This is a genomic window from Pseudoduganella sp. SL102 (assembly GCF_027856995.1).
Lineage (GTDB): Bacteria > Pseudomonadota > Gammaproteobacteria > Burkholderiales > Burkholderiaceae_D > Rugamonas > Rugamonas albidiflava.
Map to the genome: position 1 here is coordinate 5,198,000 of NZ_CP115554.1, position 22,360 is coordinate 5,220,359.

Consider the following 22,360-nt stretch of genomic DNA (forward strand, 5'->3'; position numbering starts at 1 on the left):
GCCGAACCAATATATTTTTAACAGACTGCCATATCTTTTTTGTTATCGCAGCAGCCGTAATCCATACAGGCCGCCGGCGATCGAACCGCGCTGCGCGACGAACTTCACCTCGACCTTCTTGCCCAGGCCTTCCGGCAGCGCGAAATCGCGGTGATAGAACTCGCTGTCCTCTCTTTTCAGTTCCAGCGCCGCCAGCGGCTTGCCGCCGACGACGATGTCGAACCTGCGGCCCGCATCGGCGGAGGCGAACGTCAGGCGCAGGATCTTCGCCTCCCCTTTCGGGTTGTTCAACACGTAGCTGAACCAGCCGGTGGCGTGGCGCCAGTGGCGGCCGCCGTGGATGCCGGCATCCGCGCCCTCCCCCATGAAGCCATGGTCCGACTCGGGCTGCTGCTCGCCCGGCGCCACCTGGTCGATGGTGCGGGCATTCAGCGCCAGGCGTTCCTTTTCCTCCTGCGCGGTCTGTTCCTGCAGCGCCGCATAGCCGGACGGCGTGGAGCGCTGCCAGTACATCGTGTAGCGCGCGTCGTGCAGCCGGAAGAACGGCACCAGCTTGAGCTGGGCGGCGTTACCTTGCCCGCGGATCAGGTCCGGCGCCGTGAATGTCAGCGGCTGCCCCTTGACGGGCTTGATCTTGCTGGTGAAATCCTTCGCATCGGAGACGAGCATCGGCGCGGCGCCCAGCGGGCAGATCTCGCCCTTGGCGATGTGGCCCATGCGCGAATCGTCGGCCAGCACGTTCAGCTTCTCGTCCCTGAATTTTTCGTCCAGGATCGGCGCGGTCTTCGCGGCCAGCACGATCGGCCCGTGCAGCACCGCGTACCAGTTCGACTTGTCCGGCATCTGCTCCAGGCGGGTCGTCATCGGCAGCTTCAGTTCCACCGTGTCGCCGTCGCGCCATTCGCGGTCGATGCTCACGTAGCCGTCCGTGCCGGCCACGGCCTTCACGGGCCTGCCGTTCACCTTCACCTTCAGTGCACCGCTTGCCACCCAGGCGGGATGGCGCAGTTTCATGGCGAACTTGCCGGTGCCGTGGACGGTGATGCGGGTGCTTTCCTCATCCGGGAAGCTGGTGGCCTGCGTGATGCGCACGTTCTTCTCGGCCCACGCCAGCTCGGACGGGATGAACAGGTTGACGAACAGCGCATCCGCCTCTTTCGCGTAGATGAACTGCCCGTACTTGGCATGGCTTTCGATGCCGGAACCGACGCAGCACCACATGCCCTTGTCCACCTGCGAATACACGCGGTAATGGTTCGGCCGCATCGGCGTGAAGTATACGAAGCCGCCCGTCTGCGGGTGCTGCGACGACAGGATGTGGTTGTACAGTGCGCGCTCGTAGTAGTCGCCGTAGCGCGATTGCGGCTTGTCGGCGAACAGGAGCTCGGTGAGCTTGAGCATGTTGTACGTGTTGCAGGTTTCCGGACCTTCCACGTCGTCGATCATCGGACCGAAGTCCTTGTGGTCGTGGAAGTGCTCGCGCACGCTGTTGCCGCCGATCGCCACGCTGCGGTTCTCGACCACGGTCTGCCAGAAGAACCGTGCCGCGTCGCGCATGCTCCGGTCGTTGGCCAGCGTGCCGACGCGCTCGAAGCCGATCACTTTCGGGATCTGCGTGTTGGCGTGCAGGCCGGTCAGCTGGTCCTTCCCCTGCGCCAGGGGATCGAGCACGGCGCGGTGCGAGAAGCGTTTCGCCAGCTCCAGGTATTTGCTGTCGCCGGTGATCTCGGCCACGTCGGCCAGCACTTCGTTCATGCCGCCGTGCTCCGCGCGCAGCATGGCCTGCATCTGCGTGTCGGACAGCTTCGCCGTCAGGGCCAGCGCCCAGTCCGCGTAGGCGACCAGCATCGTTTTCGCCTGCTGGTTGCCGCCGATCCGGTACGCATCGCGCAGGCCGGCGAAGGTCTTGTGCAGGTTGTACCAGGGCACCCACTTGCCGTTGACGGAGAAATTATCCGCGTGCAGCTCGCCCCGGGCGATCTTGTCCAGCGCCTCCTTCCCGCCCGGCACGCCGCCCAGGTAGCCATCGCCGCCGGCATCCTGGCAGCGTTTCAGCTCGCGCACGAAGTAGTCCAGGCGCTCCTTGACCTGCCGGTCGCCGGTCGACGCATGCATCAGCGCCAGCGCCGTCAGGTAGTGCCCGCCCATGTGGCCATCCAGGCCGCTGGACTCCCAGTTGCCGTACGACTGCTTCACCGCCGGCAAGCCCGCCTCGCGGCGGAACGGCGCCAGCAGGCGATCCGGATCGAGCGCCATCAGGTAGCGCAGGTCGGTCTGCTGGGCTTCCAGGAACGGCCCCGGCGCCAGGCGCACGTCGCGCAACGGGAAGAGATCGGCGGCCTGGGTGGCGCCTGAAGCGCAGAGGGCGGCGGCGAGGGCAAGGTGGCGGAGTGTAAGCATGGGATCTTCCTGTCATTCGTCAGCGGTTCGGAGCGCATGCATCTACCCCAACCGCGAAGGCTGGGGTCAGACCCGCCGGGTCTGACCCCGGGTTTTGCACCTGGGTTTACTTACTACCCGGCAGCAGCACACTCTGGTAGCTGTTCAACTGCGCGGCATCGACCACCGGCCAGCCGGCGGCGTCCCACTTCATGTCCAGCACCTTCAGCTTCTGCCGGTAGTCGTCGCCCGTTTCATAGGCGTGCAGCACGAGCACGTCGCGGCCGTCGAAGGTGTAGGCGCTGTTGTGGCCCAGGCCGACCCAGTCGCGGTTGCCCTGGATGACGATCGATCCGCCGCCCTTGGCCATGTCCTTGCCGTCCTTGTCCAGGTACGGCCCGGTAACGGTCTTCGAGCGGCCGACCACGACGTGGTACGTGCTCTTGGCCTTCTGGCAGCACAGGCCCCACGACGCGAACAGGTAGTAATAGCCGTTCTTGCGGAAGATGAACGGCGCCTCGATCTCGGCCGGCGCGGCCGATTCGTCGGGCTCGAAGGCGGGGCGCTCGCGCCGCGCGATGGTGTGCCATTCCTGCGGCTCGGCCGGTTTGGTCCAGTCGGCGTTCAGCTTGAACAGCTTCAGGCCGGTCCAGAACGAGCCGAACGACATCCAGCCATTGCCCTGCTCGTCGGCGATGACGGCCGGGTCGATCGCATTCCACAGGTCGCGGCCCGGCACGGACTGGATCACCATGCCCTGGTCTTCCCACTTGTAGTCGGGCGAGCGCGGGTCCAGCGTCTTGTTGACGGTCACGCCCATGCCCGAGGTGTTCTTGCCGAAGCCGGACACCGAGTAGTACAGGTAGAACTTGCCGTTGCGCTGCACGATGTCCGGCGCCCAGATATGCCCGTCGAACGATGGTGCGGCCTTCTTCGCCCACACCGGGTCCTTGGCGAACACGCGGCCTTCCGGACGCCAGTTCTTCATGTCCTTCGAGCTGTAGAACGTGATGCCCGGGCCGGTGGAGAACACGTAGTACGTGGTGCCGTCCTTGGCCATCACCGGGTCGTGCACGCCCACCTGCGCGGCCTGGGCACCGGCGGTGCCCGCCAGCAGCGCGGCCGCCAGTACAAAACTGCGAAACTTCATTGCATTTCTCCTTCGGTTACTCTTGCCGCACTTGCTCGCGCGCTGGTAACGCATGCACGACACCCAGCCGCGAACTGCTGGGGTCAGACCCGGCGGGTCTGACCCCGGAATCTGCCTCGGGGTCTGGGCACGCCAGACTGCATCGGCAGTTGCTTGCTTAATTGCCCGCCCTGGCGCCCCACAGCGACACGCCATCGGCATTCTGCGCCGTGAACGTGACCGTGAACGCATTCGCGTTGGCATTGTATTGCCGCGACAGCACGCCGTTGTACACGGCCGCCGTACCGTCGACGGCCAGCGCGATGCGGTTGTTGCCCTTGTGCGTCCAGGTTCCCGCCAGCGCGCCACCCAGCTTGCCGTCGGCCGACAAGGTGACGGACTGCGACGGCTTGATGGCTGCCGAAATATCCTTGCCATGGTTGACCAGCTTGTACGACCCGGCCACATCGGCCGCCGCCACCGTGGCCGATGGCGCGCCTGCCGCCCTGGCCAGCGGAACGTAGCGGAACGGCGCGATCACCGGCCAGCCATCCTCGTTGACGAACATCTCGTGCGTACGCACTTCATGCACCGGGCTGGTGCCCGGGAAGCGGGTATGGAAGATGATGAAGTACTGCTTCGTGGCCGGGTCGTAGTACGTGCTGTTGTGGCCTGGCGAGACGTAGCCGGGCGCCGCGCCGGTCTCGCCGGCGGCCAGCGCGAACTGGTGGTTGCCCATCAGTTTCTGGCCGTGCGGCGCGATGCTGGCATCGTCGAACAGCGGCTTGGCCGGATCAGCCTTCACGGTCGCCATGTCGGTGCCCTTCGCATCGACATACGGGCCGTCGGCATGGCGCGAGCGCGCCACGCGCACGTTGTAGGCGCCGTTCGCATCCAGCCCGCCGAAGGACGTGAACAGGTAGTAGTAGCCGGTATCAACGCTGTACTGCACGTAGGCGCCTTCGATGCGCGCATGGTTCCCGCCCAGCAGGTGCTTGCCGTAGCCCTGGCCCGGCAGCGGTTTGCCGGTGGCCGGGTCCATCGCCAGGATGAAGATGCCGCCCGAATACGAGCCGTAGATCATCCACAGCTTGTTGTCCTTGTCGCGGAAGACCTGCGGATCGACCACGTTCGGGTGTTTCACCGGATCGTAGAGCGTGCCGTCGGCACCCGCCTCGCCCCACATGCCGGACTTGAGGAAGATGCCCTTGTCCACATACGGGCCTTCGATCTTGTCGGCCACCGCCACGCCCAGCGCGGAACGGGGCGAGTCGCCCTTGCAGGCGTTGTAGTAGAAATAGTACTTGCCGTCGTCGAGCCGGATCACGTCCGGCGCCCACAGCGTATCGGACTGCGCCCAGGCGAAGGTTTCCGCCAGCTGCTTCGTCACGTCCGCGAACAGCGGATTGGCGGCGTTGGCGCCGTCGGCGATCTTCGTCCAGTTCATCAGGTCGGTGGACTTGGCCGCCGCCAGGTGCGAGCCGAAGATGTAGAACGTGCCGTCCACGCGCACCACGGAAGGATCGTGCACGCTCGCGTTGGCGAACGTGATCGCAGCCTGCTCCGGGGGCAAGGTCGTGGTCGGGACTGTCGGGGTGGTCTGGGTCGGCGCCGGAGCAGCCGTCACGGAGGGCGAGCCGCTGCCGCCCCCGCCGCCACAGGCGGCGAGGGACAGCAGGCCCGCCGCGGCCAGCGAGGCCGCGAGCGTTCCTGTCTTCATGCGCTTACTCGACGGCGCCGACGATCACCGACTTGGCCGGCAGCTGGACGGTCAGCTTGCCGCCGGCGGCCTGCGCGCTGTAGCTGGCGGGCTTCACGGCGTTCGGCGCATCGAAGGTGTTATGGGCGTCCATCTTCGCGGCGGTCAGCACCTGGCCCGAGAATTTGGCTGCCGCGGCGGCACCCACGTTGACCGTGACTTCGGTGGCCTTGTTCGGATCCGTGTTCACCAGCGCCAGGTACACCTTGCCATCCTTGGCGCGCGCAGCCGAGGCGCTCACCTGCGGCACCGACTGGCTGCCGGCGCTGTACGTGGTGTTGTTCTCCAGCGCCACCGGCAGCGACGTCGCATCCTGGAACGGCACGTACATCTTGTAGGCATGGTAGGTCGGCGTCAGCACCATGCGCGTCTTGTCGGTCAGGATCATCGCCTGCAGCACGTTGACCATCTGCGCGATGTTGGTCATGCGCACGCGGTCGGCATGCTCGTGGAAGATGTTGAAGTTCAGCGCGGCGACGACCGCGTCGCGCAGGCTGTTCTGCTGATACAGGAAGCCGGCGTTGGTGCCCGGTTCCACGTCATACCAGGTGCCCCACTCGTCGACGAACAGGCCGACCTTCTTCTCCGGATCGTTCTTGTCCATCACGGCCTTGTTGTCGCGGATGAACTTGTCCATCCGCAGCGTGTTCTGCATCGTGCTGAACCACTGGGATTCCGGGAAGCCGGTAGCGGCGCCCTTCACTTCCCACTTGCCGGTCGGGATCGTGTAGTAATGGAAGCTCACGCCGGCCATGTCGTTCTTGACTTCGCGCGTCAGCACGTCGGCCCACTTCACGTCGTCCGTATGGCCGCCGCTGGCGATGATCTTCGGCTTGTATTCCTGCGGCGCGCGGATGAAGGTCGTGGTGTTCTTGTACAGGTTGGCGTAGTGCTCGGGGTTCATGTTGCCGCCGCAGCCCCACATCTCGTTACCGACGGCGAAGAAGTCCACCTTCCAAGGCTTGTCGCGGCCGTTCTTGCGGCGCATCTCGGCCAGGGTCGACTTGCTCGGCGACGTCATGTACTCGATCCACTCGCTCATTTCCTGCACGGAGCCGGTGCCCAGGTTGCCGTTGATGTACACCTGGGAACCCAGCAGCTCGGCCAGGTCGAAGAATTCGTGGGTGCCGACCGCGTTGTCCTCGGTGACGTTGCCCCAGTTGGTGTTGACCTTCACCGGGCGCTTGTTGCGCGGGCCGATGCCGTCCTTCCAGTGGTACTCGTCGGCGAAGCAGCCGCCCGGCCAGCGCACCAGCGGCACGCGCAGTTCCTTCAGCGCGCCGACCACGTCGTTGCGCCAGCCCTTGGTGTTGGGGATCTTCGAATTCGGGCCCACCCACATGCCTTCGTAGATGCCGGTGCCCAGGTGTTCGGCGAACTGGCCGTACACGTTCTTGTCGATGACGGGGCCCGGCTTGGCCGTGTCGATGGTGACGGCAACTTGCGCGAAGGCGCTGCCGCAAACGGCCAGCGCGGTCGTCACGCTGATGGCGAGGATGGTGCGTTTGATCATGAACGATCTCCTGATATGGTTTTTATTCGAAGACGGCAACGAAGCCGCCCCGTGCTTTCAGCCTGATGCTGGTTTTTCTCGATGCCTTGAGGTCCGACTGCGCGAAGGCGCGTTCGGTGGCGCCGTCGGTAATGAGCTTGCCGAGGATGGACTTGCTGATGACGGGCTTGCCGGCATCGGGCTTGGCCATGGTGGGCTTCCCGGCATTGCCGATGAAGGACAGGTCCAGCGTCACGGTGCGCTCCTGCGCCGCGCCGTTGAAACCGGCCACGTACCACTTGCCGCCGGCCTGGCGGGCGATCACGGCGAACTTGCCCGGTTCGCCGGCGATGAAGCGGCTGTCGTCCCACCGGTCGGGAAGCGCGCGCAGGAAGTCCTTGACGTAGTCCGGTACGGAGGCCATGCCCTGCGGGACTTCGGCGAAGTGCTGGATGCCGGACACGAACAGCACCGATTCGGCCAGCTCGAAGCCGTTGCGGGTGGCGCGGCGGATCTTCGGGATGTCGCCGAACACCATCGGCGTGAAGTCCATCGGGTCGAACAGGTTGCGTGTGAACGGCAGCATGGCCGCGTGGCCGGCGACCGGGTCCTGGTCCTTCTGGTCGAAGGTACCGAACTCGAAGCCGCGCACCGCTTCCGCCGTGACCAGGTTCGGCCAGGTGCGCGACCAGCCGCGCGGCAAGGTGGCGCCATGGAAGTTCACCAGCAGCTGCGCGTCGTAGGCGTCGCGCAGGATCCCCACGTAGTAGTCGATCATCGACTGGCCGTCGCCGCCGAAGAAGTCGACCTTGATGCCCTTCACGCCCATGGTGCGCAGTTTCGCGAATTCGGCGCGGCGGTCGGCAGAGGTCAGCAGCTTGCCGCGCGGCGTCATGTCGGTATCGTTCCAGGCGCCGGCCGAGTTGTACCAGACCAGGATGCCGACATTCTTCGGCCTGGCGTACTCCACCAGCTCTTTCACTTTGTCGTAGCCGATCTTCTGGTCCCAGTAGGCATCGATCAGCGTGTATTCCCAGCCCATGTCGGCGGCATAGTCGATGAACTGCTTTTGCGTGCCGAAGGTGGTGAAGTCATCCTTCAGGATGGCCCAGCTCCACGACGACTGGCCGGGCTTCACCCAGTCGGGAATGCCTTCCCGGGAGGGCATGGCCAGGTCGGTGCCCAGCGTCGAATCGACCACGGTGGCCAGGCTGCCGATCGCCAGCACGCGCCACGGCGTGGTCAGCTGGCCCTGCGCGGTGGGCAGCAGCGCGCCGTCGGTGAAGGTTTCCTGCGCTGCCGGACCGGCGATGCGGTACACGCCGCCCGGCGATTGCGCGGCCAGGCGGGAAGCGTGGAACGTGCCATCCAGGTTCGCCTCGGTCAGCGCGACGTACGTGTCGCCCGTGCGGAAAAGCGCCGGGAAGACCCAGCCGGCCCCCATCGGCGCCGCCGTGCCCACCGGGATATCCACCCGGCAGTGCTCTTCGTACGAAGGATTGGTGCGCGCGAAGCCCGTCTTGGCGCCGGACATCGGCTGCAGCCAGGCGCGCGCGCCGGCCGGGAAGGCGAACGTGGTCGCCTCGCCGGCGAACTTCAGCTCCGGCGCGCGCGCCGTGTAGCGGAACGCCACGCCGTCGTTCGAGACGCGGAACGTGATCTCCAGCGGCTGCTTTTCGTTGTTCAGGTAGCGCCAGGTGCGCTCGTTGGCGGCATAGGTGACGTGGCGGCGCTTGCCGGACACCAGCTCGTACTGCTCGCTGATGGGGCGCTCGGCCGACACCTCCTGGGCACTGAGCCGCTTCGTGAAATCGGCGCCGTCGAACGACAGGCCCAGCGCCGAATGCCGCAACACGGGCTTGCCGGCGCGGGCGATGCGGTAGGTGACGCCGCCATCCTTCGCCTGCGCGACGGTGACGGCCAGCTTGCCGTCCGGGCTCGTGACGGTTTGCTGGGAAGGCTGGGCAAATGCCAATGCAAAGGACGGCGCGGCAACAAATGCCGACGCCGCCAGTATCCGGTACAGGGCAGGTTTCATGGTCATGAACAATGAAAAGCGCCGCTACGTGCGGCGTGCTGCGATCGGAACTACAAGGTGCGGCCGAGTCCGTGTCAGGGGGGTGAAGCCGGGAATTCGTGGAGCATCGCTCCGCGCCGGCTGAACGGTACTGCCTTGCAAGGCAGTACTCCTCCCAGGCACCCTGGCAATGACATGGTTGAGTCCGTGTCAGGGTGTCAGGCACCGTGACACAGGCTCAGCCGCAGAGACTCAAACCCAGCCGGCGTCGACGATGAATTCCTGGCCCGTGCACATGGCGCTGTCGTCGGCGCCGAGGTACAGGATCATCGAGGCCACGTGTTCCGGCATCAGCTTGCCCGGCAGGCACTGGGCGCGCTTGATCTCCGCTTCGCCGGCCTCGTCGACCCACAGGTCGATCTGGCGCTGGGTCATCACCCAGCCCGGCGTCACGGTGTTCACGCGGATGTTGTACGGGCCGAAGTCGCGCGCCAGGCAGCGCGTCAGGCCGATCACGGCGGCCTTGGTGGTGCCGTAGACCGGGTAGCCGGCGTTCTTGGCATGCCACGACATCGAGCTGATGTTGATGATCGAGCCGCCGCCCTTTTTCTTCATGCCTGCCAGGACCGACTGGCAGGTGAAGAACATCGGCCGCTGGTTGATGGCGATGCGCTCGTTCCAGTATTCCAGCGTCACTTCTTCCGGCTTGTGGCGCTGGTCGTTGGCGGCGTTGTTGACCAGCACGTCGAAGTCGCCGATCTCGGCGGCCAGTTCGGCGATCGTGTTCTGCAGCGCGGGGATATCCGTGATGTCGCAATAGCGGTACAGCGGCGCCGGGTGGCCGGCGGCCTTGATGCGTTCGACCAGCGCCAGGCTGGCTTCCCTGGCGATGTCGACGAACGCCACGATCGCGCCCTGCTCCGCATACGATGCAACGATCGCTTCACCGATGCCGGTGCCGCCACCGGTGACGAAAACGCGCTTGCCGCGCAGGCTGCCGAACTTGGCAAAATCAGTCATGCTCTGTCTCCCGTTTTTTATGCAACAACGACCGTCATGCCGACGGCCGCTTGTTCAACCACATTGTTCCAGTCGTCGCGTCGACCGGCGCTCATTCCTTGCCCAGCACACCATCGCGGCGGCGCCAGATGCCCAGCGGGTTACCGTCGCGCAGCGCTGCCGGCAGCAGGCGCTGCGGCAGGTTCTGGTAGCACACCGGGCGCAGGAAGCGCAGGATGGCACCGGTACCCACCGACGTGCTGCGGCCATCGGAGGTGGCCGGGAACGGGCCACCGTGCACCATCGCCGTCGATACTTCCACGCCGGTTGGGAAACCGTTCGCGAGGATGCGGCCGACCTTGCGCTCCAGTGCCGGCAGCAGCGTTTCCGCGGCATCGAGGTCGCTTTCCTCCAGCTGCAGCGTGGCGGTCAGCTGGCCTTCCAGGTGATCCGTCACGCGGCGCATTTCTTCCACGTCGCGGCAAGCCACCAGCAGCGACGCCGGGCCGAACACTTCGCCGTGCAGCGCCTTCTCGGCCAGGAACGCGTCGGCCGACGTGACGAACAGCGCCGCGCCGCCCTTGCCCACTTCCGGCGCGGTCAGGGCCAGCGTCTTCACGCTTTGCTGGCCCGCCAGCGCGGCCACGCCCTGCTGGTAGGCACTGGCGATACCGGCCGTCAGCATCGGGCCCGCCGCGATGCCACCCAGCGCGGCGGCCGCGGCATGGGCGAAGGCATCGAAGTCCGGGCCGGCGATGCCGAGCACCAGGCCGGGGTTGGTGCAGAACTGGCCCACGCCCAGGGTCAGGGAGCCGGCGAACTGCTGCGCGATCTCGGCGCCGCGCGCCTTCAGCGCGCCCGGCAGCAGGAATAGCGGATTGATGCTGCTCATCTCGGCGTAGACAGGGATCGGCTGCGGACGCGCCGCCGCCACCGCCATCAGGGCCAGGCCACCGAAGCGCGAACCGGTGAAGCCCACGGCCCGGATTTCCGGATGCGCCACCAGCTGCTGGCCGATGTCATTGCCCACGCCCGTCAGCAGCGCGAACGTGCCGGCCGGCAGGCCGCACAGTTCGACGGCTTTCATCACCGCGCGGCCCACCAGCTCGGAGGTGCCAGGGTGCGCCGGGTGCGCCTTCAGCACCACCGGGCAGCCGGCGGCGAATGCGGAGGCGGTATCGCCACCGGCCACCGAAAACGCCAGCGGGAAATTGGAGGCGCCGAACACGGCCACCGGGCCCACGCCGATCAGGCGATAGCGCAGGTCCGGCCGGGGCGGCGTGCGTTCCGGCAGCGGCGTATCGATGCGCACGTCGCGCCAGGATCCTTCGCGCAGCAGGTCGGCGAACAGTTTCAGCTGGTTGACCGTGCGGCCACGCTCGCCTTCCAGGCGCGCGCGCGGCAGGCCCGTTTCCGCCATCGCGCGCACGATCAGATCGTCGCCGATGGCCACGATCTGCTCCGCCACCGTCTCGAGGAAGGTGGCGCGCTGCGCGTCGGTGGTGGCGCGGAACGTGTCGAACGCCGCGCCGGCCAGGCGGCACGCCTGGTCGATCTGGTCCGCGTCGGCCGTGCGGAACGACGGCTCGATGTGGCTGTTCAGGCCCGGATTCCAGGCCTTGAAGTCGCTGCCGTTGCCTTGCACGGCAACGCCACCGATCAGCGATTCGCCGGTGACGATGGATGCGTCAATCATAGCGCCTTGACCTGTGCCACCTGGGTTTCGACGACGGTCAGCTTGTTGCGCAGCGCCGGGCCGAAGGCCGGTGCTTCCACTTCGAACGTCTCGCCTCGCTGCACCGAGATGTTGTCCGCGAAGCTCAGCGTGGCGGTGCCGAAGAAGTGCACGTGCACGTCGCCCGGGCGCTTGAACAGCTGGTACTTGAAGTGGTGGTGTTCCAGGTTGGCGATGGTGTGCGACATATTGTTTTCGCCGGACACGAAGGCCTTTTCCCAGCGCACCTTGCCGTCGGTATCGAGCACGCGCGACACGCCGTCGATGTGCGCCGGCAGCTCGCCCACCAGCAGCGCCGGGCCCACGCCGCAGACGCGCAGCTTCGAGTGGGCCAGGTACAGGTAGTTCTGGCGTTCCGTCACGTGGTCGGAGAATTCGTTGCCGATCGCGTAGCCCAGGCGGTAAGGCTGGCCATCGTCGCCGATCACGTACAGGCCGGCGATTTCCGGTTCTTCGCCGCCGTCCAGCGCGAAATCGGGCATCGCCAGCGCTTCGTTGGTGGCGGCCACGATCGAACCGTCGCCCTTGTAGAACCATTCCGGCTGCACGCCCGCTTCGCCCGCCGCGGGCTTGCCCCCTTCGACGCCCATGCGGAACATCTTCATCGAGTCCGACAGCGTTTCGACGTCGCCGCCGATCTTCTTGTGCATCGCGTCGCGCGCATCGGCCGAACCCAGGTGCGTCAGGCCGGTGCCGGTCACGTAGGTGTGGGCCGCGTCTTCATGGTCCAGCGGCGCCAGCGGGGTCACGTCGGCATAGGCGACCTTGGTCGAACCGGCCGAGGCTTCGGCCAGCGCGGCCAGGCCCTGCTTGCTGCGGATGGCGGCTTGCGCCAGCGCGTAGGTGGTGGTGAAGCCGTCGATCACGCGCAGCGTGTCGTTTTCCAGGATGCCCACGTGGCGGGCGCCTTCTTTGTTCTTGAATTGTACGAGCAGCATGTCGGAGTCTCCTGGAGCCGTCCGCAACCCGCATGGCCTGCCGGCGCGGACGTCTCGATTGAATTGGGTGCCGGCGCCGCCACGAGGGGGTGGGAGTGGGCAGCGGCGCCGGCGAAAAGTGTCGCCTTAAATTAGAACAGTGCTAGTGCGGATCAGTGCGAGTGCTTCGGCACTTTGGAGCCGCGCATGCCGACCAGGAAGTCGAAGTCGCAGCCTTCGTCGGCCTGCAGCACATGGTCCACGTACAGGCCGGCGTAGCCGGTCTTCGGCAGGTCGTTCTTCAGCTCGGCGCGGGCGGCCAGGCGGGCAGCCATCTCTTCATCGGAGATCTCCAGGTCGAGGCGGCCACCGGCGCAGTCCAGCGACACGATGTCGCCATCCTTGACGATGCCCAGCGGGCCGCCGGCCATCGCTTCCGGCGCCACGTGCAGCACCACGGTACCGTAGGCGGTGCCGCTCATGCGCGCGTCGGAAATGCGCACCATGTCCTTGATGCCCTTGGCCAGGATCTTCGGCGGCAGGCCCATGTTGCCCACTTCGGCCATGCCCGGGTAGCCTTTCGGGCCGCAGTTCTTCATCACCAGCACGCAGTTTTCATCGACATCCAGGTCCGGATCCATGATGCGCGTCTTGTAGTGGTCGAAGTCCTCGAACACGATGGCGCGGCCGCGGTGCTGCATCAGGTGCGGCGAGGCGGCGGACGGCTTCAGCACGGCGCCGCGCGGCGCCAGGTTGCCGCGCAGGATGCAGATGCCGCCATCCTTGATCAGCGGGTTGTCCAGCGGGCGGATGACTTCCTCGTCGTAGATCGGCGCATCCTTGTTGTTTTCCCAGATCGTCTTGCCGTTGGCGGTCAGCGCTTCCGGGTTCGGCAGCAGGCCGTTCTCGCCCAGGCGGCGCAGCACGCCCGGCAGGCCGCCGGCGTAGTAGAACTCTTCCATCAGGAAGCGGCCCGACGGCAGCAGGTCGACGACCGTCGGCGTGCCGCGGCCCACGCGGGTCCAGTCTTCCAGCTCCAGCTCCACGCCCATGCGGCCGGCGATGGCCTTCAGGTGGATCACGGCATTGGTGGAACCGCCGATCGCGGCGTTCACGCGGATCGCGTTCTCGAATGCTTCCTTGGTCAGGATCTTGGACAGGCGCAGGTCTTCCCACACCATGTCGACGATGCGCATGCCCGACATGTGCGCCAGCACGTAGCGGCGCGCGTCGACGGCGGGAATCGCGGCGTTGTGCGGCAGCGACGTGCCCAGCGCCTCGGCCATGCAGGCCATGGTGGAAGCGGTGCCCATCGTGTTGCAGGTACCGGCCGAGCGGGAGTGGCCCGCTTCGGCGGCCAGGAAGTCGTGCATCGAGATCTCGCCCGCCTTGACCTGCTCGTGCAGCTGCCACACGGCGGTACCGGAGCCGATGCTCTTGCCGTTCAGTTTGCCGTTCAGCATCGGGCCGCCGGTGACGACGATCGCCGGGATGTCGCACGATGCGGCGCCCATCAGCAGGGCCGGGGTGGTCTTGTCGCAGCCGACCAGCAGCACCACGGCGTCCATCGGATTGCCGCGGATCGATTCCTCGACATCCATCGATGCCAGGTTACGGGTCAGCATGGCGGTCGGGCGCAGGTTCGATTCGCCGCTGGAGAACACGGGGAATTCCACCGGCCAGCCACCGGCCTCGATGATGCCTTTCTTGACGTGCTCGGCGATCTTGCGGAAGTGGGCGTTGCAGGGGGTCAGTTCGGACCAGGTGTTGCAGATGCCGATGATGGGCTTGCCCTGGAATTCATGATCGGGAATGCCCTGGTTCTTCATCCAGCTGCGGTACATGAAGCCATTCTTGTCCTGGGTGCCGAACCATTCGGCGGACCGCAGTTTTACGTTCTTTTTCGTCTCAGACATTCGATTCTCCGGGTTGTTCTGCGCCCGGCGAATGGCAATCCTCGTCGAGCTGGTGATGTCCAGAATGTTAAAGAACGGAACGATTCTATTCCAATGAATAAAAAATGGTCAGCGATATGAAAAAAGATATCAACGCGCGAAAAAGTTGCAAAAAAATGGGGACGTACCCCATTTTCCGGGAAATCTTTCCCGAGAAATGGGGTACGTCCCCTTTTTTCAAGCAACTAATTCAGGAGTGAACTAAGAATGGAGGCTAGCCGGAAAGCCGGAACGCCTGTTTTTCAAGAACTTTCCTGTGGAGCAGGATCCGCCCCTGAAGCCTTTAAGCCAAACCCACCCCAGGTGCAAATTCCGGGGTCAGGGAGGAATGCTGGCATGCACGCCAGCATCGTTCCGCAGGCGCGAAGCAGGCTTCGCGAAACCCCTGCTACACCCCGGCGGGTCTGACCCCAGCCCTTGCTGTTGGGGTGAATTCATGCGCTTCCGATGTGTCAGTAACGCTTAACCTGACGGCACCAGGGTCCGTCCCCAATTCTTGGGTGCCTGATTTTTACGCCTGGACCGTAAACCGGTACAGCGACCGCGTCGAATACGTCTGGCCCGGACGCAGGATGGTGCTCGGATAGTCCGGGCGGTTCGGCGAGTCCGGGAAGTGCTGCGGTTCAAGGCACAGCGCTTCGCGGTGGCCGAATTGCCAGCCCTTGCCGGTCAGCGAGCCATCCAGGAAGTTGCCGCTGTAGAACTGCACGCCCGGTTCCTGGGTGTACAGCTCCAGCACGCGGCCCGAGACCGGGTCGCGCAGCGTGGCGGCCAGGCCCAGCACGTTGGAGTCGGGCTTGTTCAGCACGAAGTTGTGGTCGTAGCCGAGGCCATTCTTCAACTGTTCGTCGGCAACATCGATCCGCGAGCCGACGGTACGCGGCGTGCGGAAGTCGAACGGCGTGCCCTCCACGGGCGCCAGCGGCCCCAGCGGGATCGAATCGGCATCGATCGGCGTGTAGCGGTCGGCATGGATGGTCAGCTCGTGGTCGAGGATCGACCCGCGGCCGGCCAGGTTGAAATAGGCATGCTGCGTGAGGTTGACGGGCGTGGCCTTGTCGGTCGTGGCGTGGTACTTCACCAGCAGCTCGTTCGCGTCGTTCAGCTCGTAGGTGACCGTGACTTCCAGGTTGCCCGGGTAGCCATGGTCGCCGTCCGGGCTGGTGTACGTGAGCTTCAGGCCGATCGTCAGGTCCGTCACCAGGGGCACGGCGTGCCATACCTGCCGGTGGAAGCCCAGCGTGCCGCCATGCAGGTGATTCTTGCCATTGTTCACGTCCAGCTGCACCGGCTGGCCATCCAGCACGAAGCGGCCGCCGGCGATGCGGTTGCCGTAGCGGCCGATCAGCGCGCCGAAATACGGCACCGCGTCGGTGAAGTATGGCGCCGCCTCGTCGAAGCCGAAGGTCACGTCCGCCAGGTTGCCCTGCCTGTCCGGCACATGCAGCTCGGTGATGATACCGCCGAAGTTGGTGATCTTGACGACCATGCCGCTGCGGTTGCGCAGCGTGTAGAGGCTCAGCGACTGGCCATCCGGCGCGGTGCCGAACGGTTCCTGCTCAATGCTCAATTCCATCCGTAGGTTTTCCTGGAGGCGCCGGCGGGATCGGGCAATCGCTCATCGGCGGCATCAAGCCACCGCGGGCCGGGCAAAGTCCGGCATGCCGTCATCGCACCAACGCAAGGGTTTGACGAAGGTATGGCGATCCGGATTCCACAGGGGATCGCCGTCGATTTCAGTATAAGTCCGCGCATGGTACACCAGGAGCACGGTTGACCCATCCTCGGCCACCGTGAAGCCTGTGTGGCCCGGACCATGGGTGGCGTGCCCGTCACCGGCCTGCAGTACCGGCTCGCGCGACTTGGTCCAGGACGCGGGGTCCAGCAGGTCGGCATCCTCGCCGGCCCACAGCAGGCCCATCGCCTGGTCGTGGCCGGTGGCGCCGGCCGAGTAGCCGATGAAGATCCTGCCGTGCTTCTTCAGCACCGACGGGGCTTCGTTGACGGGCAAGCCCCGGCATTCCCAGTCGAATTCCGGCCTGCTCAGCATGACCGGCGCGCCGCCGACCTGCCACGGCGTCGCCATCGGCGCGATGTACAGGTTCGCGCTGCCGTCGGCGCCGCCGTGCTGCTGCGCCCACAGGCCGTACAGCTGGCCCTTGTGCGTGAACGTGGCGGCGTCCAGGCAGGACGTGTCGTTGCCCGTGTCCACCTGCCCCATGAATTCCCACTCGCCGGCGAGCGGATTGGCGCTGGCATTGCGGATCGCGTAGATGCGGTGCCGGGACAGCCTGCCGCGCGGCTCGCGCGACGGCGCCGCGGCGAAGTACACGTACCAGGCTCCGCCGCTGAAGTGGATTTCCGGCGCCCTGATCAGTTCGGGGCATGGCCCGCCGGCGCCCTTGCGCCACACGCTGCGGGTCTGCGCCGAGGCCAGCCCTTCGATGGTCTTGGCGCGGCGCAGCTCGACGCGGTCGTACTGCGGCACCGAGGCGGTGAAGTAGTAATAGCCGTCCGTATGGCGGTAGATGCAGGGATCGGCGCGCTGCTCGATCAGCGGTTCGGGGATGTCGCCCACGTCATTCTCCATTTCCAGAAATCCAGCCTGCCACATGGTCGTGCCTCCGCATGCCGTTCGTTACAGTGGAAAACGCCGATGCGTGCCGGAACGGGAAGCCCATCAGCCAGTGGAAGAAGTCCGGGATTGCGGTCGAGGAATCGCTGCCTCGGGATGCCGCCGCGGATTGCCGCCGGTCTGCGCCGGCGGCGTGGCGCATCAGGCGATCGACGGCCGGCCGAACACCGGCATGCCCTGCTCGTCCCAGCGCAGCGGCTTCACGAACGTGTGGCGGTCCGGATTCCACAGCGGGTCGCCGATGATCTCGGTGTAGGTGCGCGCGTGGTAGACCAGCATCACGCCTTCGCCATCCTCGGACACCGTGAACGAATTGTGGCCAGGGCCGTAGATGCCGTGTTCCAGGCAGCTTTGCAGCACCGGTTCCTTCGACTTCGTCCACGAGGCCGGATCGAGCAGGTCGGCGTTTTCATCGGCCCACAGCAGGCCCATGGCGTATTCGATGCCGGTGCCGCTGGCCGAATACGTGATGAAGATCCTGCCGTTGCGCTTGACCACCGACGGGCCTTCGTTGACCCAGAAACGCTCGATTTCCCAGTCGTACTCGGGCTTGCTCAGCATGACCGGCTTGCCCGCGATGGTCCACGGATTGCTCATCGGCGCGATGTACAGGTTCGAATTGCCGCGGATTTCCTTGTCCTTCTGCGCCCACAGGTAGTACAGCTGGCCCTTGTGGGTGAAGGTGGTGGCATCCAGGCAGAACGAATCGATGCCGGTGTCGATCTGGCCCATGAATTCCCACTCCCCTTCCAGCGGATTGGCATTCTGGTTGCGCACGCAGTACATGCGGTGCTGGAACAGGTCGTCCTTGATGTCGCGGCTGGGCGCGGCGGCGAAGTACACGTACCACGCGCCTTCGTTGTAGTGCAGTTCCGGGGCCCACAGCAGTTCGCTGTACGGGCCGCTGTCCGGCTTGCTCCAGACATCCTTCGGCGCGGCGTCGGCCAGGCCGGCGATCGTGGTGGCGCGGCGGATCTCGATGCGGTCGTATTGCGGCACCGAGGCCGTGAAGTAATAGTAGCCGTCGCTGTGGCGGTAGATGTGCGGGTCGGCGCGCTGCAGGATCAGCGGGGACAGTTTTTCAACGGCGGTTTTTTCAGTGGTCATATCTATTGCCTTGGATTTCAATGGTCAGCCGGCTGCGTAGCCGCGCCTGTTCATGTCGGCCTTCAATTCGACATAGTAGGAATCGCTGATGCGGTACTTCAGCATCAGCAGGCCCATCAGCAGGTGGAAGAAGCCCGGGATCACCGTCAGCATCATGGCGATGCCCGTCATGGCATATGCCGTCTGCGGCTGGTTCGGGTGGTAGCCGAAATGGGCCAGCAGCATGCCCACCATCAGGCCGCCGACGCCCATGCCGATCTTCTGGCCGACGGAAATGCCGCCGTAGGCGAAGCCGGAGACGCGCTTGCCGCTCTTGATGTGGCCATAATCGATCGTTTCGGCGATGGCGGACCAGAATACTGGCGCATGCAGGTCGACCACCAGCGACAGCAGGAAGTACAGCAGGAAGGCCATCGCCGTGTCGCCCGGCTGCACGCCCACGTACAGCAGCACGCTGATGATCGCCACGGCGATCTGGGAAAACGCGAACAGCTTGACCTTGCAGTAGATCTTGGTGATCCACGTGGACACCACCATCGCGCAGATGGCGGCCGAAACGCCGGTGGCCATGAAGGCCTTCAGGGTGGTCGGATCGAAGCCCATGTAGTACTGGCCATAATGCAGCGCCACGGCGTTGCGCACCACGTAGCCCACCGTGCCCACGACGCACGCACCGGCCAGCAGCAGCCACTGGTCGTTCTGGAACAGCAGCTTCGTCTGACTCAACAGCGACTGGCGCACGATCACATGGTGCACGCGCTCCCTGGTAGTGAAGTAGCAGAACAGGAACATCGTCACGCCCAGCGCTGCCATCACGGCCATGGCCGACTGGTAGCCGCCCGCCACGTTGCCGTTTACCGTCCACCGTTCGGCCAGCAGCGGCACGCCCACGACCACCAGGAAGCCGGCGATCTTGGCGAAGAACAGCCGGTAGCCGTTCGCGGACAGGCGCTCCTTCGGGTCGGCTGTGATCGCGCTGGGCAGCGAGATGTAGGGAATGCCCACGCCGGACGTGATCAGCGTCATCAGAATGTAAGCGCAGTAAGCCCAGACCAGCTTGGCCGTGTAGCTCCACTCCGGCGTGCTGAACACGAGGTAGACGGTGATGCCGAACGGTATCGACAGCCAGGCCAGCCATGGGCGGTAGCGGCCGAACCGGGTGGTGACGCGGTCGGTGATCTGGCCCATCGCCAGGTCGCTGAATGCGCCCACGATCTTCACCACGAAGAACAGGATACCCATGTCGACCGGGTCGAGCCCATAGATGTCGGTGTAGAAGAACGTAATGAACAACAGCATCGACGAGATCACGACGTTCAGCGCCATGTCGCCGGCGCCGAAGCCGACCTTCTCCAGCGTGGTGAGTTTTTGAGTCTCCATATCTTCCTCTTCAATAGCCTGGCGATGACCGGGCTGGCACTGCGGTATTACTTTCGCGCCACGCACGGGGCGTGGGCGCGGACCAATGGGCGAACCGGGCCGGCTAGAGCCGTCGACAGTTCGCACGAAACGTTCGGGATGGAAGAAGTGGAGCCGGGCATGGCGATGCCTGGGGAGATGGGCTTCATGGTCTCCGACGTTTCTTTTCTTGTATATTGCATAATCTTTGCTTTTGTTTTTGCTTGGTTTTGCTTTGTTATTGCTTGTTTTGTGTGCGGCAAGCAACCAGGCAGCGTGAACTGCTGGCCTGGACCGATCTTAGGCGGGCAGCCGAAAACGATCCAATCAAATTTTACCAATTTGCAATATCATTTTTGGTATCGGATGCTCACTGGATGAGCAAAACGATCAGCTGCCTGATCATTTTACGGCGTGCCGATGCGTTCTGGCGCGAAACGGTCAGTTATTGCCGAGAGACAAGGCGTAAGCCCGTGTTGTAGAGAGGAGACGGAAGCGGGCGCCATGGCCGTGCTCGACTGCCAGCAGCGAATGGGCCGCCAGCACGCCGAGACTGTCGATCGCTTCGTAGGCCGATTGCGACGGGCGCAGCACCGCGGCCGCTTCATCGAGCGTGAACCAGGCCGGCAATCGCGCCAGGCGGCGCAGCGCCTCCTGCGCCGCCGGCGGCAGCAGCACATGGCTCCAGTCCAGCGCGGCACGCAGCGTGCGGTGGCGGGTGGTGGCGCCTGGCGGGCCTTGCAGCAGGCGCAGCATGTCGTCCAGCCCCGCCGCGATCCGGCGCAGGCCCAGCGCCGGCACCTGCGCGGCGGCCAGCTCGATCGCCAGCGGCAGGCCGTCGAGCCGGTGGCAGATCGCCGCGATCGACATCAGGTCGGCCGCATCGGGCAGGAAGGCGGTCGAGGCGACATCGGCTGAGGAGACATGCGGCGACGTGGCATGCGTGGAGGCGGCATGCGTGAAGGCGGCATGCGAGGCGGTGGAATGAGGCGAGGCTTTGCTGGCCGCGGCGGCGCGCGCCACGAACAGCGCGACGGCGCCGCTGCCGGCCAGCCGGGCCGGATCCGTTTCCCCGGGTGGAGGCAGGTCCAGCGCGGGCACGCGCAGCACCGTTTCGCCACTAGCCAGCAGTGGCTGCCGGCTGGTCGCCAGCACGCGCAGTTCCGGGCACTGCGCCAGCAGCGTTTCCACCAGTCGGCTGCAGGCGTCGGCCAGGTGTTCGCAGTTGTCAAGTACCAGCAGCGCGGGGGCCGAGTGCAGCGCGGCCGGCAGCCGCGCCGCCAGTCCGGCGGCCGGGCTCCAGCGCTGGCCCGGCTGGCGCCCCAGCGCCGCGGCGACGATGGCCAGCATGCCCTCTTCCGTGCCTGCCGCGTCGAGCCCGGCCCAGGCCACGGTGCCGCCATGGCGGTGCGCGGCCGCCAGCGCCAGCGCCGTCTTGCCGATGCCCGGTGCCCCCGCCAGGGTGACGAAACGGCTCGCGGCGACGCGCGCCAGCACATCGTCGACCAAGCCAGGACCGGCCGGCGCACAGCCGGCCAGGTGCGGGGCCGGCCCTGGCAGCCGTGGCCGCGCAGCGGCGCGGCGCTCGGCACGGCCGGCGAACAGGTAGCCGCGCCCGGCCACGGTGCCGATCAGCGCGCGGTCGTCGGCCAGCGCGCGGCGCAGCGCGGCGATCTGCACGCGCAGGTTGCCGTCGTCGATGTCCTGGCCCGGCCAGGCGCGCCGCAGCAGGTCGTCGCGGCTCAGCACGCGCCCGCCCGCTTCGATCAATGCCTGCAGCAGGCGGGCGGCGCGCTGCCCCAGCGGCACCGGCGCGCCCCCTGCCGTGCGCAATTCGCAGCGCGCCGGATCGAAGGTGTGCCGGCCGAACGCCAGTGCGCCCATAGTGTCTGTTTCCATGGCCGAAGGGTACGTGGCCAGGGCGCCGCGGCCCATCCCATAACGGGGCGGCATCGGGTGCCCCGATATGCGGGTGCCGCGATCCCCCGTTAGGGGAGGCCCGGCCACGCGGGGCTGCCAGCCCCGTTTGCCGGGTGTAAGATGCGCTTTTTTGGCGGGAGCGGCAGCATGCGGGAAACCTTGGGCAGCGCGCCGGTGCGCGTGATGGTGGTGGACGATCATCCGTTGATGCGCGAAGGGATTGCCGCCGTGCTGCCTGTCAGCGGCCGCTTCGAACTGGTGGCCGAGGCGGGCGATGGCCGCGAAGCGCTGGAACAGTTCGTGCGCCACCAGCCGGACGTCGTGCTGATGGACTTGCAGATGCCGGTGATGAACGGGCTCGATGCCATCGTGGCGATCCGCGAGATCGCGCCGCAGGCGCGCATCATCGTGCTGACCACCTACAAGGGCGATGTGCAGGTGTTGCGCGCGCTGAAGGCCGGCGCGATGGGCTACCTGTTGAAAAGCATGCTGCGCACCGAGCTGGCCGATGCCATCAACCGCGTGGTCGCCGGGCAGCGCCACATTCCGCCCGAGGTCGCCATCGAACTGGCGGCGCATATCGATGCGGATGCCCTGTCTGCCCGCGAGACCGAGGTACTCGGCCTGGTCGCCGACGGCAATTCCAACAAGCGCGTGGCCCAGGCGCTCGGCATTGCCGAGGAAACCGTCAAGGCCCACATGAGCACCGTGCTCGGCAAGCTGGGCGCACGCGACCGCACGCATGCCGTCACGATCGCGATCCGCCGCGGCATCCTCGAACCCTGAGTTTCAGTTCTTCAGTTGCAATCCAGTATGCCCCCGTCGATTTCGTGGCGGTTCCGCCGAGCGTCGTGCGGTTCGTGGCCGTTCAGTCAATAAGCGCGCGCTGACGAGCCGGTCCAGGGAGTACGATGGCGG

Annotated in this window: 16 protein-coding genes; 2 read left to right on the forward strand and 14 right to left on the reverse strand. The window is 65.8% G+C overall.

The features are described 5' to 3' along the window. Positions 1-42: 42 nt before the first annotated feature. The 13 genes from OU994_RS21975 to OU994_RS22035 all read right to left on the reverse strand — a co-directional run bounded on the left by OU994_RS21975 (position 43) and on the right by OU994_RS22035 (position 19,504). The gene (locus OU994_RS21975) at positions 43-2,400 is read right to left on the reverse strand and encodes a glycoside hydrolase family 127 protein (RefSeq protein ID WP_281607659.1); all 2,358 of its coding nucleotides are present in this window, start codon (positions 2,398-2,400) and stop codon (positions 43-45) included. A gap of 106 nt (positions 2,401-2,506) precedes the next feature. Next, the gene (locus OU994_RS21980) at positions 2,507-3,529 is read right to left on the reverse strand and encodes an arabinan endo-1,5-alpha-L-arabinosidase (RefSeq protein WP_281607660.1); all 1,023 of its coding nucleotides are present in this window, start codon (positions 3,527-3,529) and stop codon (positions 2,507-2,509) included. Positions 3,530-3,686: 157 nt separating this feature from the next. Further along, a complete protein-coding gene (locus OU994_RS21985) occupies positions 3,687-5,228 on the reverse strand; it encodes a glycoside hydrolase family 43 protein (protein ID WP_281607661.1) in 1,542 nt (513 codons plus the stop codon). A 4-nt stretch (positions 5,229-5,232) separates the two neighbouring features. After that, positions 5,233-6,780, reverse strand: a complete 1,548-nt coding sequence (locus OU994_RS21990; RefSeq protein ID WP_281607662.1) for an alpha-N-arabinofuranosidase — start codon at positions 6,778-6,780, stop codon at positions 5,233-5,235. Between the two features lie 22 nt (positions 6,781-6,802). Then, complete coding sequence (locus OU994_RS21995; RefSeq protein WP_281607663.1) at positions 6,803-8,803, reverse strand: glycoside hydrolase family 97 protein; 2,001 nt, start codon at positions 8,801-8,803, stop codon at positions 6,803-6,805. A gap of 225 nt (positions 8,804-9,028) precedes the next feature. Next, positions 9,029-9,796 carry an SDR family NAD(P)-dependent oxidoreductase gene (locus OU994_RS22000; RefSeq protein WP_131145076.1) on the reverse strand — a complete coding sequence of 256 codons (768 nt, stop codon included), beginning with the start codon at positions 9,794-9,796 and terminating at the stop codon, positions 9,029-9,031. A 91-nt stretch (positions 9,797-9,887) separates the two neighbouring features. Further along, positions 9,888-11,471, reverse strand: coding sequence for an aldehyde dehydrogenase (NADP(+)) (locus tag OU994_RS22005; protein ID WP_281607664.1), 1,584 nt, complete (start codon positions 11,469-11,471; stop codon positions 9,888-9,890). After that, positions 11,468-12,448, reverse strand: coding sequence for an AraD1 family protein (araD1, locus tag OU994_RS22010; protein ID WP_281607665.1), 981 nt, complete (start codon positions 12,446-12,448; stop codon positions 11,468-11,470). The genes OU994_RS22005 and araD1 overlap by 4 nt, the downstream gene beginning before the upstream one ends. Before the next feature lie 152 nt (positions 12,449-12,600). Further along, a complete protein-coding gene (locus OU994_RS22015; RefSeq protein ID WP_131145073.1) occupies positions 12,601-14,343 on the reverse strand; it encodes an IlvD/Edd family dehydratase in 1,743 nt (580 codons plus the stop codon). A 550-nt stretch (positions 14,344-14,893) separates the two neighbouring features. Beyond that, a complete protein-coding gene (locus OU994_RS22020; RefSeq protein WP_281607666.1) occupies positions 14,894-15,958 on the reverse strand; it encodes an aldose epimerase family protein in 1,065 nt (354 codons plus the stop codon). Between the two features lie 54 nt (positions 15,959-16,012). Further along, complete coding sequence (locus OU994_RS22025) at positions 16,013-16,960, reverse strand: family 43 glycosylhydrolase (protein ID WP_281607667.1); 948 nt, start codon at positions 16,958-16,960, stop codon at positions 16,013-16,015. Between the two features lie 198 nt (positions 16,961-17,158). Beyond that, positions 17,159-18,124 (reverse strand): glycoside hydrolase family 43 protein, encoded by a 966-nt coding sequence (locus tag OU994_RS22030; RefSeq protein ID WP_281607668.1) that lies wholly within the window; start codon positions 18,122-18,124, stop codon positions 17,159-17,161. A 24-nt stretch (positions 18,125-18,148) separates the two neighbouring features. Beyond that, a complete protein-coding gene (locus OU994_RS22035) occupies positions 18,149-19,504 on the reverse strand; it encodes an MFS transporter (RefSeq protein WP_281607669.1) in 1,356 nt (451 codons plus the stop codon). Here OU994_RS22035 and OU994_RS22040 point away from each other — a divergent pair. After that, complete coding sequence (locus OU994_RS22040) at positions 19,493-19,903, forward strand: hypothetical protein (RefSeq protein ID WP_281607670.1); 411 nt, start codon at positions 19,493-19,495, stop codon at positions 19,901-19,903. The two genes, OU994_RS22035 and OU994_RS22040, sit on opposite strands and share 12 nt — an antisense overlap. 60 nt (positions 19,904-19,963) lie before the next feature. Here OU994_RS22040 and OU994_RS22045 read toward each other — a convergent pair whose 3' ends face one another. After that, positions 19,964-21,421: a winged helix-turn-helix domain-containing protein gene (locus OU994_RS22045; protein ID WP_281607671.1), complete on the reverse strand. Its 1,458-nt coding sequence runs from the start codon at positions 21,419-21,421 to the stop codon at positions 19,964-19,966. Positions 21,422-21,589: 168 nt separating this feature from the next. On the opposite strand from OU994_RS22045, the gene OU994_RS22050 reads away from it, so the two are divergent. After that, positions 21,590-22,228, forward strand: a complete 639-nt coding sequence (locus OU994_RS22050) for a response regulator transcription factor (RefSeq protein WP_281607672.1) — start codon at positions 21,590-21,592, stop codon at positions 22,226-22,228. Positions 22,229-22,360 lie beyond the last annotated feature (132 nt).

Coding starts and splice junctions, on each gene's coding strand:
- OU994_RS21975 (WP_281607659.1), bottom strand. CDS start 2,400: ATGCTTACACTCCGCCACCTTGCCCTCGCCGCCGCCCTCTGCGCTTCA.
- OU994_RS21980 (WP_281607660.1), bottom strand. CDS start 3,529: ATGAAGTTTCGCAGTTTTGTACTGGCGGCCGCGCTGCTGGCGGGCACC.
- OU994_RS21985 (WP_281607661.1), bottom strand. CDS start 5,228: ATGAAGACAGGAACGCTCGCGGCCTCGCTGGCCGCGGCGGGCCTGCTG.
- OU994_RS21990 (WP_281607662.1), bottom strand. CDS start 6,780: ATGATCAAACGCACCATCCTCGCCATCAGCGTGACGACCGCGCTGGCC.
- OU994_RS21995 (WP_281607663.1), bottom strand. CDS start 8,803: ATGACCATGAAACCTGCCCTGTACCGGATACTGGCGGCGTCGGCATTT.
- OU994_RS22000 (WP_131145076.1), bottom strand. CDS start 9,796: ATGACTGATTTTGCCAAGTTCGGCAGCCTGCGCGGCAAGCGCGTTTTC.
- OU994_RS22005 (WP_281607664.1), bottom strand. CDS start 11,471: ATGATTGACGCATCCATCGTCACCGGCGAATCGCTGATCGGTGGCGTT.
- araD1 (WP_281607665.1), bottom strand. CDS start 12,448: ATGCTGCTCGTACAATTCAAGAACAAAGAAGGCGCCCGCCACGTGGGC.
- OU994_RS22015 (WP_131145073.1), bottom strand. CDS start 14,343: ATGTCTGAGACGAAAAAGAACGTAAAACTGCGGTCCGCCGAATGGTTC.
- OU994_RS22020 (WP_281607666.1), bottom strand. CDS start 15,958: ATGGAATTGAGCATTGAGCAGGAACCGTTCGGCACCGCGCCGGATGGC.
- OU994_RS22030 (WP_281607668.1), bottom strand. CDS start 18,124: ATGACCACTGAAAAAACCGCCGTTGAAAAACTGTCCCCGCTGATCCTG.
- OU994_RS22035 (WP_281607669.1), bottom strand. CDS start 19,504: ATGGAGACTCAAAAACTCACCACGCTGGAGAAGGTCGGCTTCGGCGCC.
- OU994_RS22045 (WP_281607671.1), bottom strand. CDS start 21,421: ATGGAAACAGACACTATGGGCGCACTGGCGTTCGGCCGGCACACCTTC.
- OU994_RS22050 (WP_281607672.1), top strand. CDS start 21,590: ATGCGGGAAACCTTGGGCAGCGCGCCGGTGCGCGTGATGGTGGTGGAC.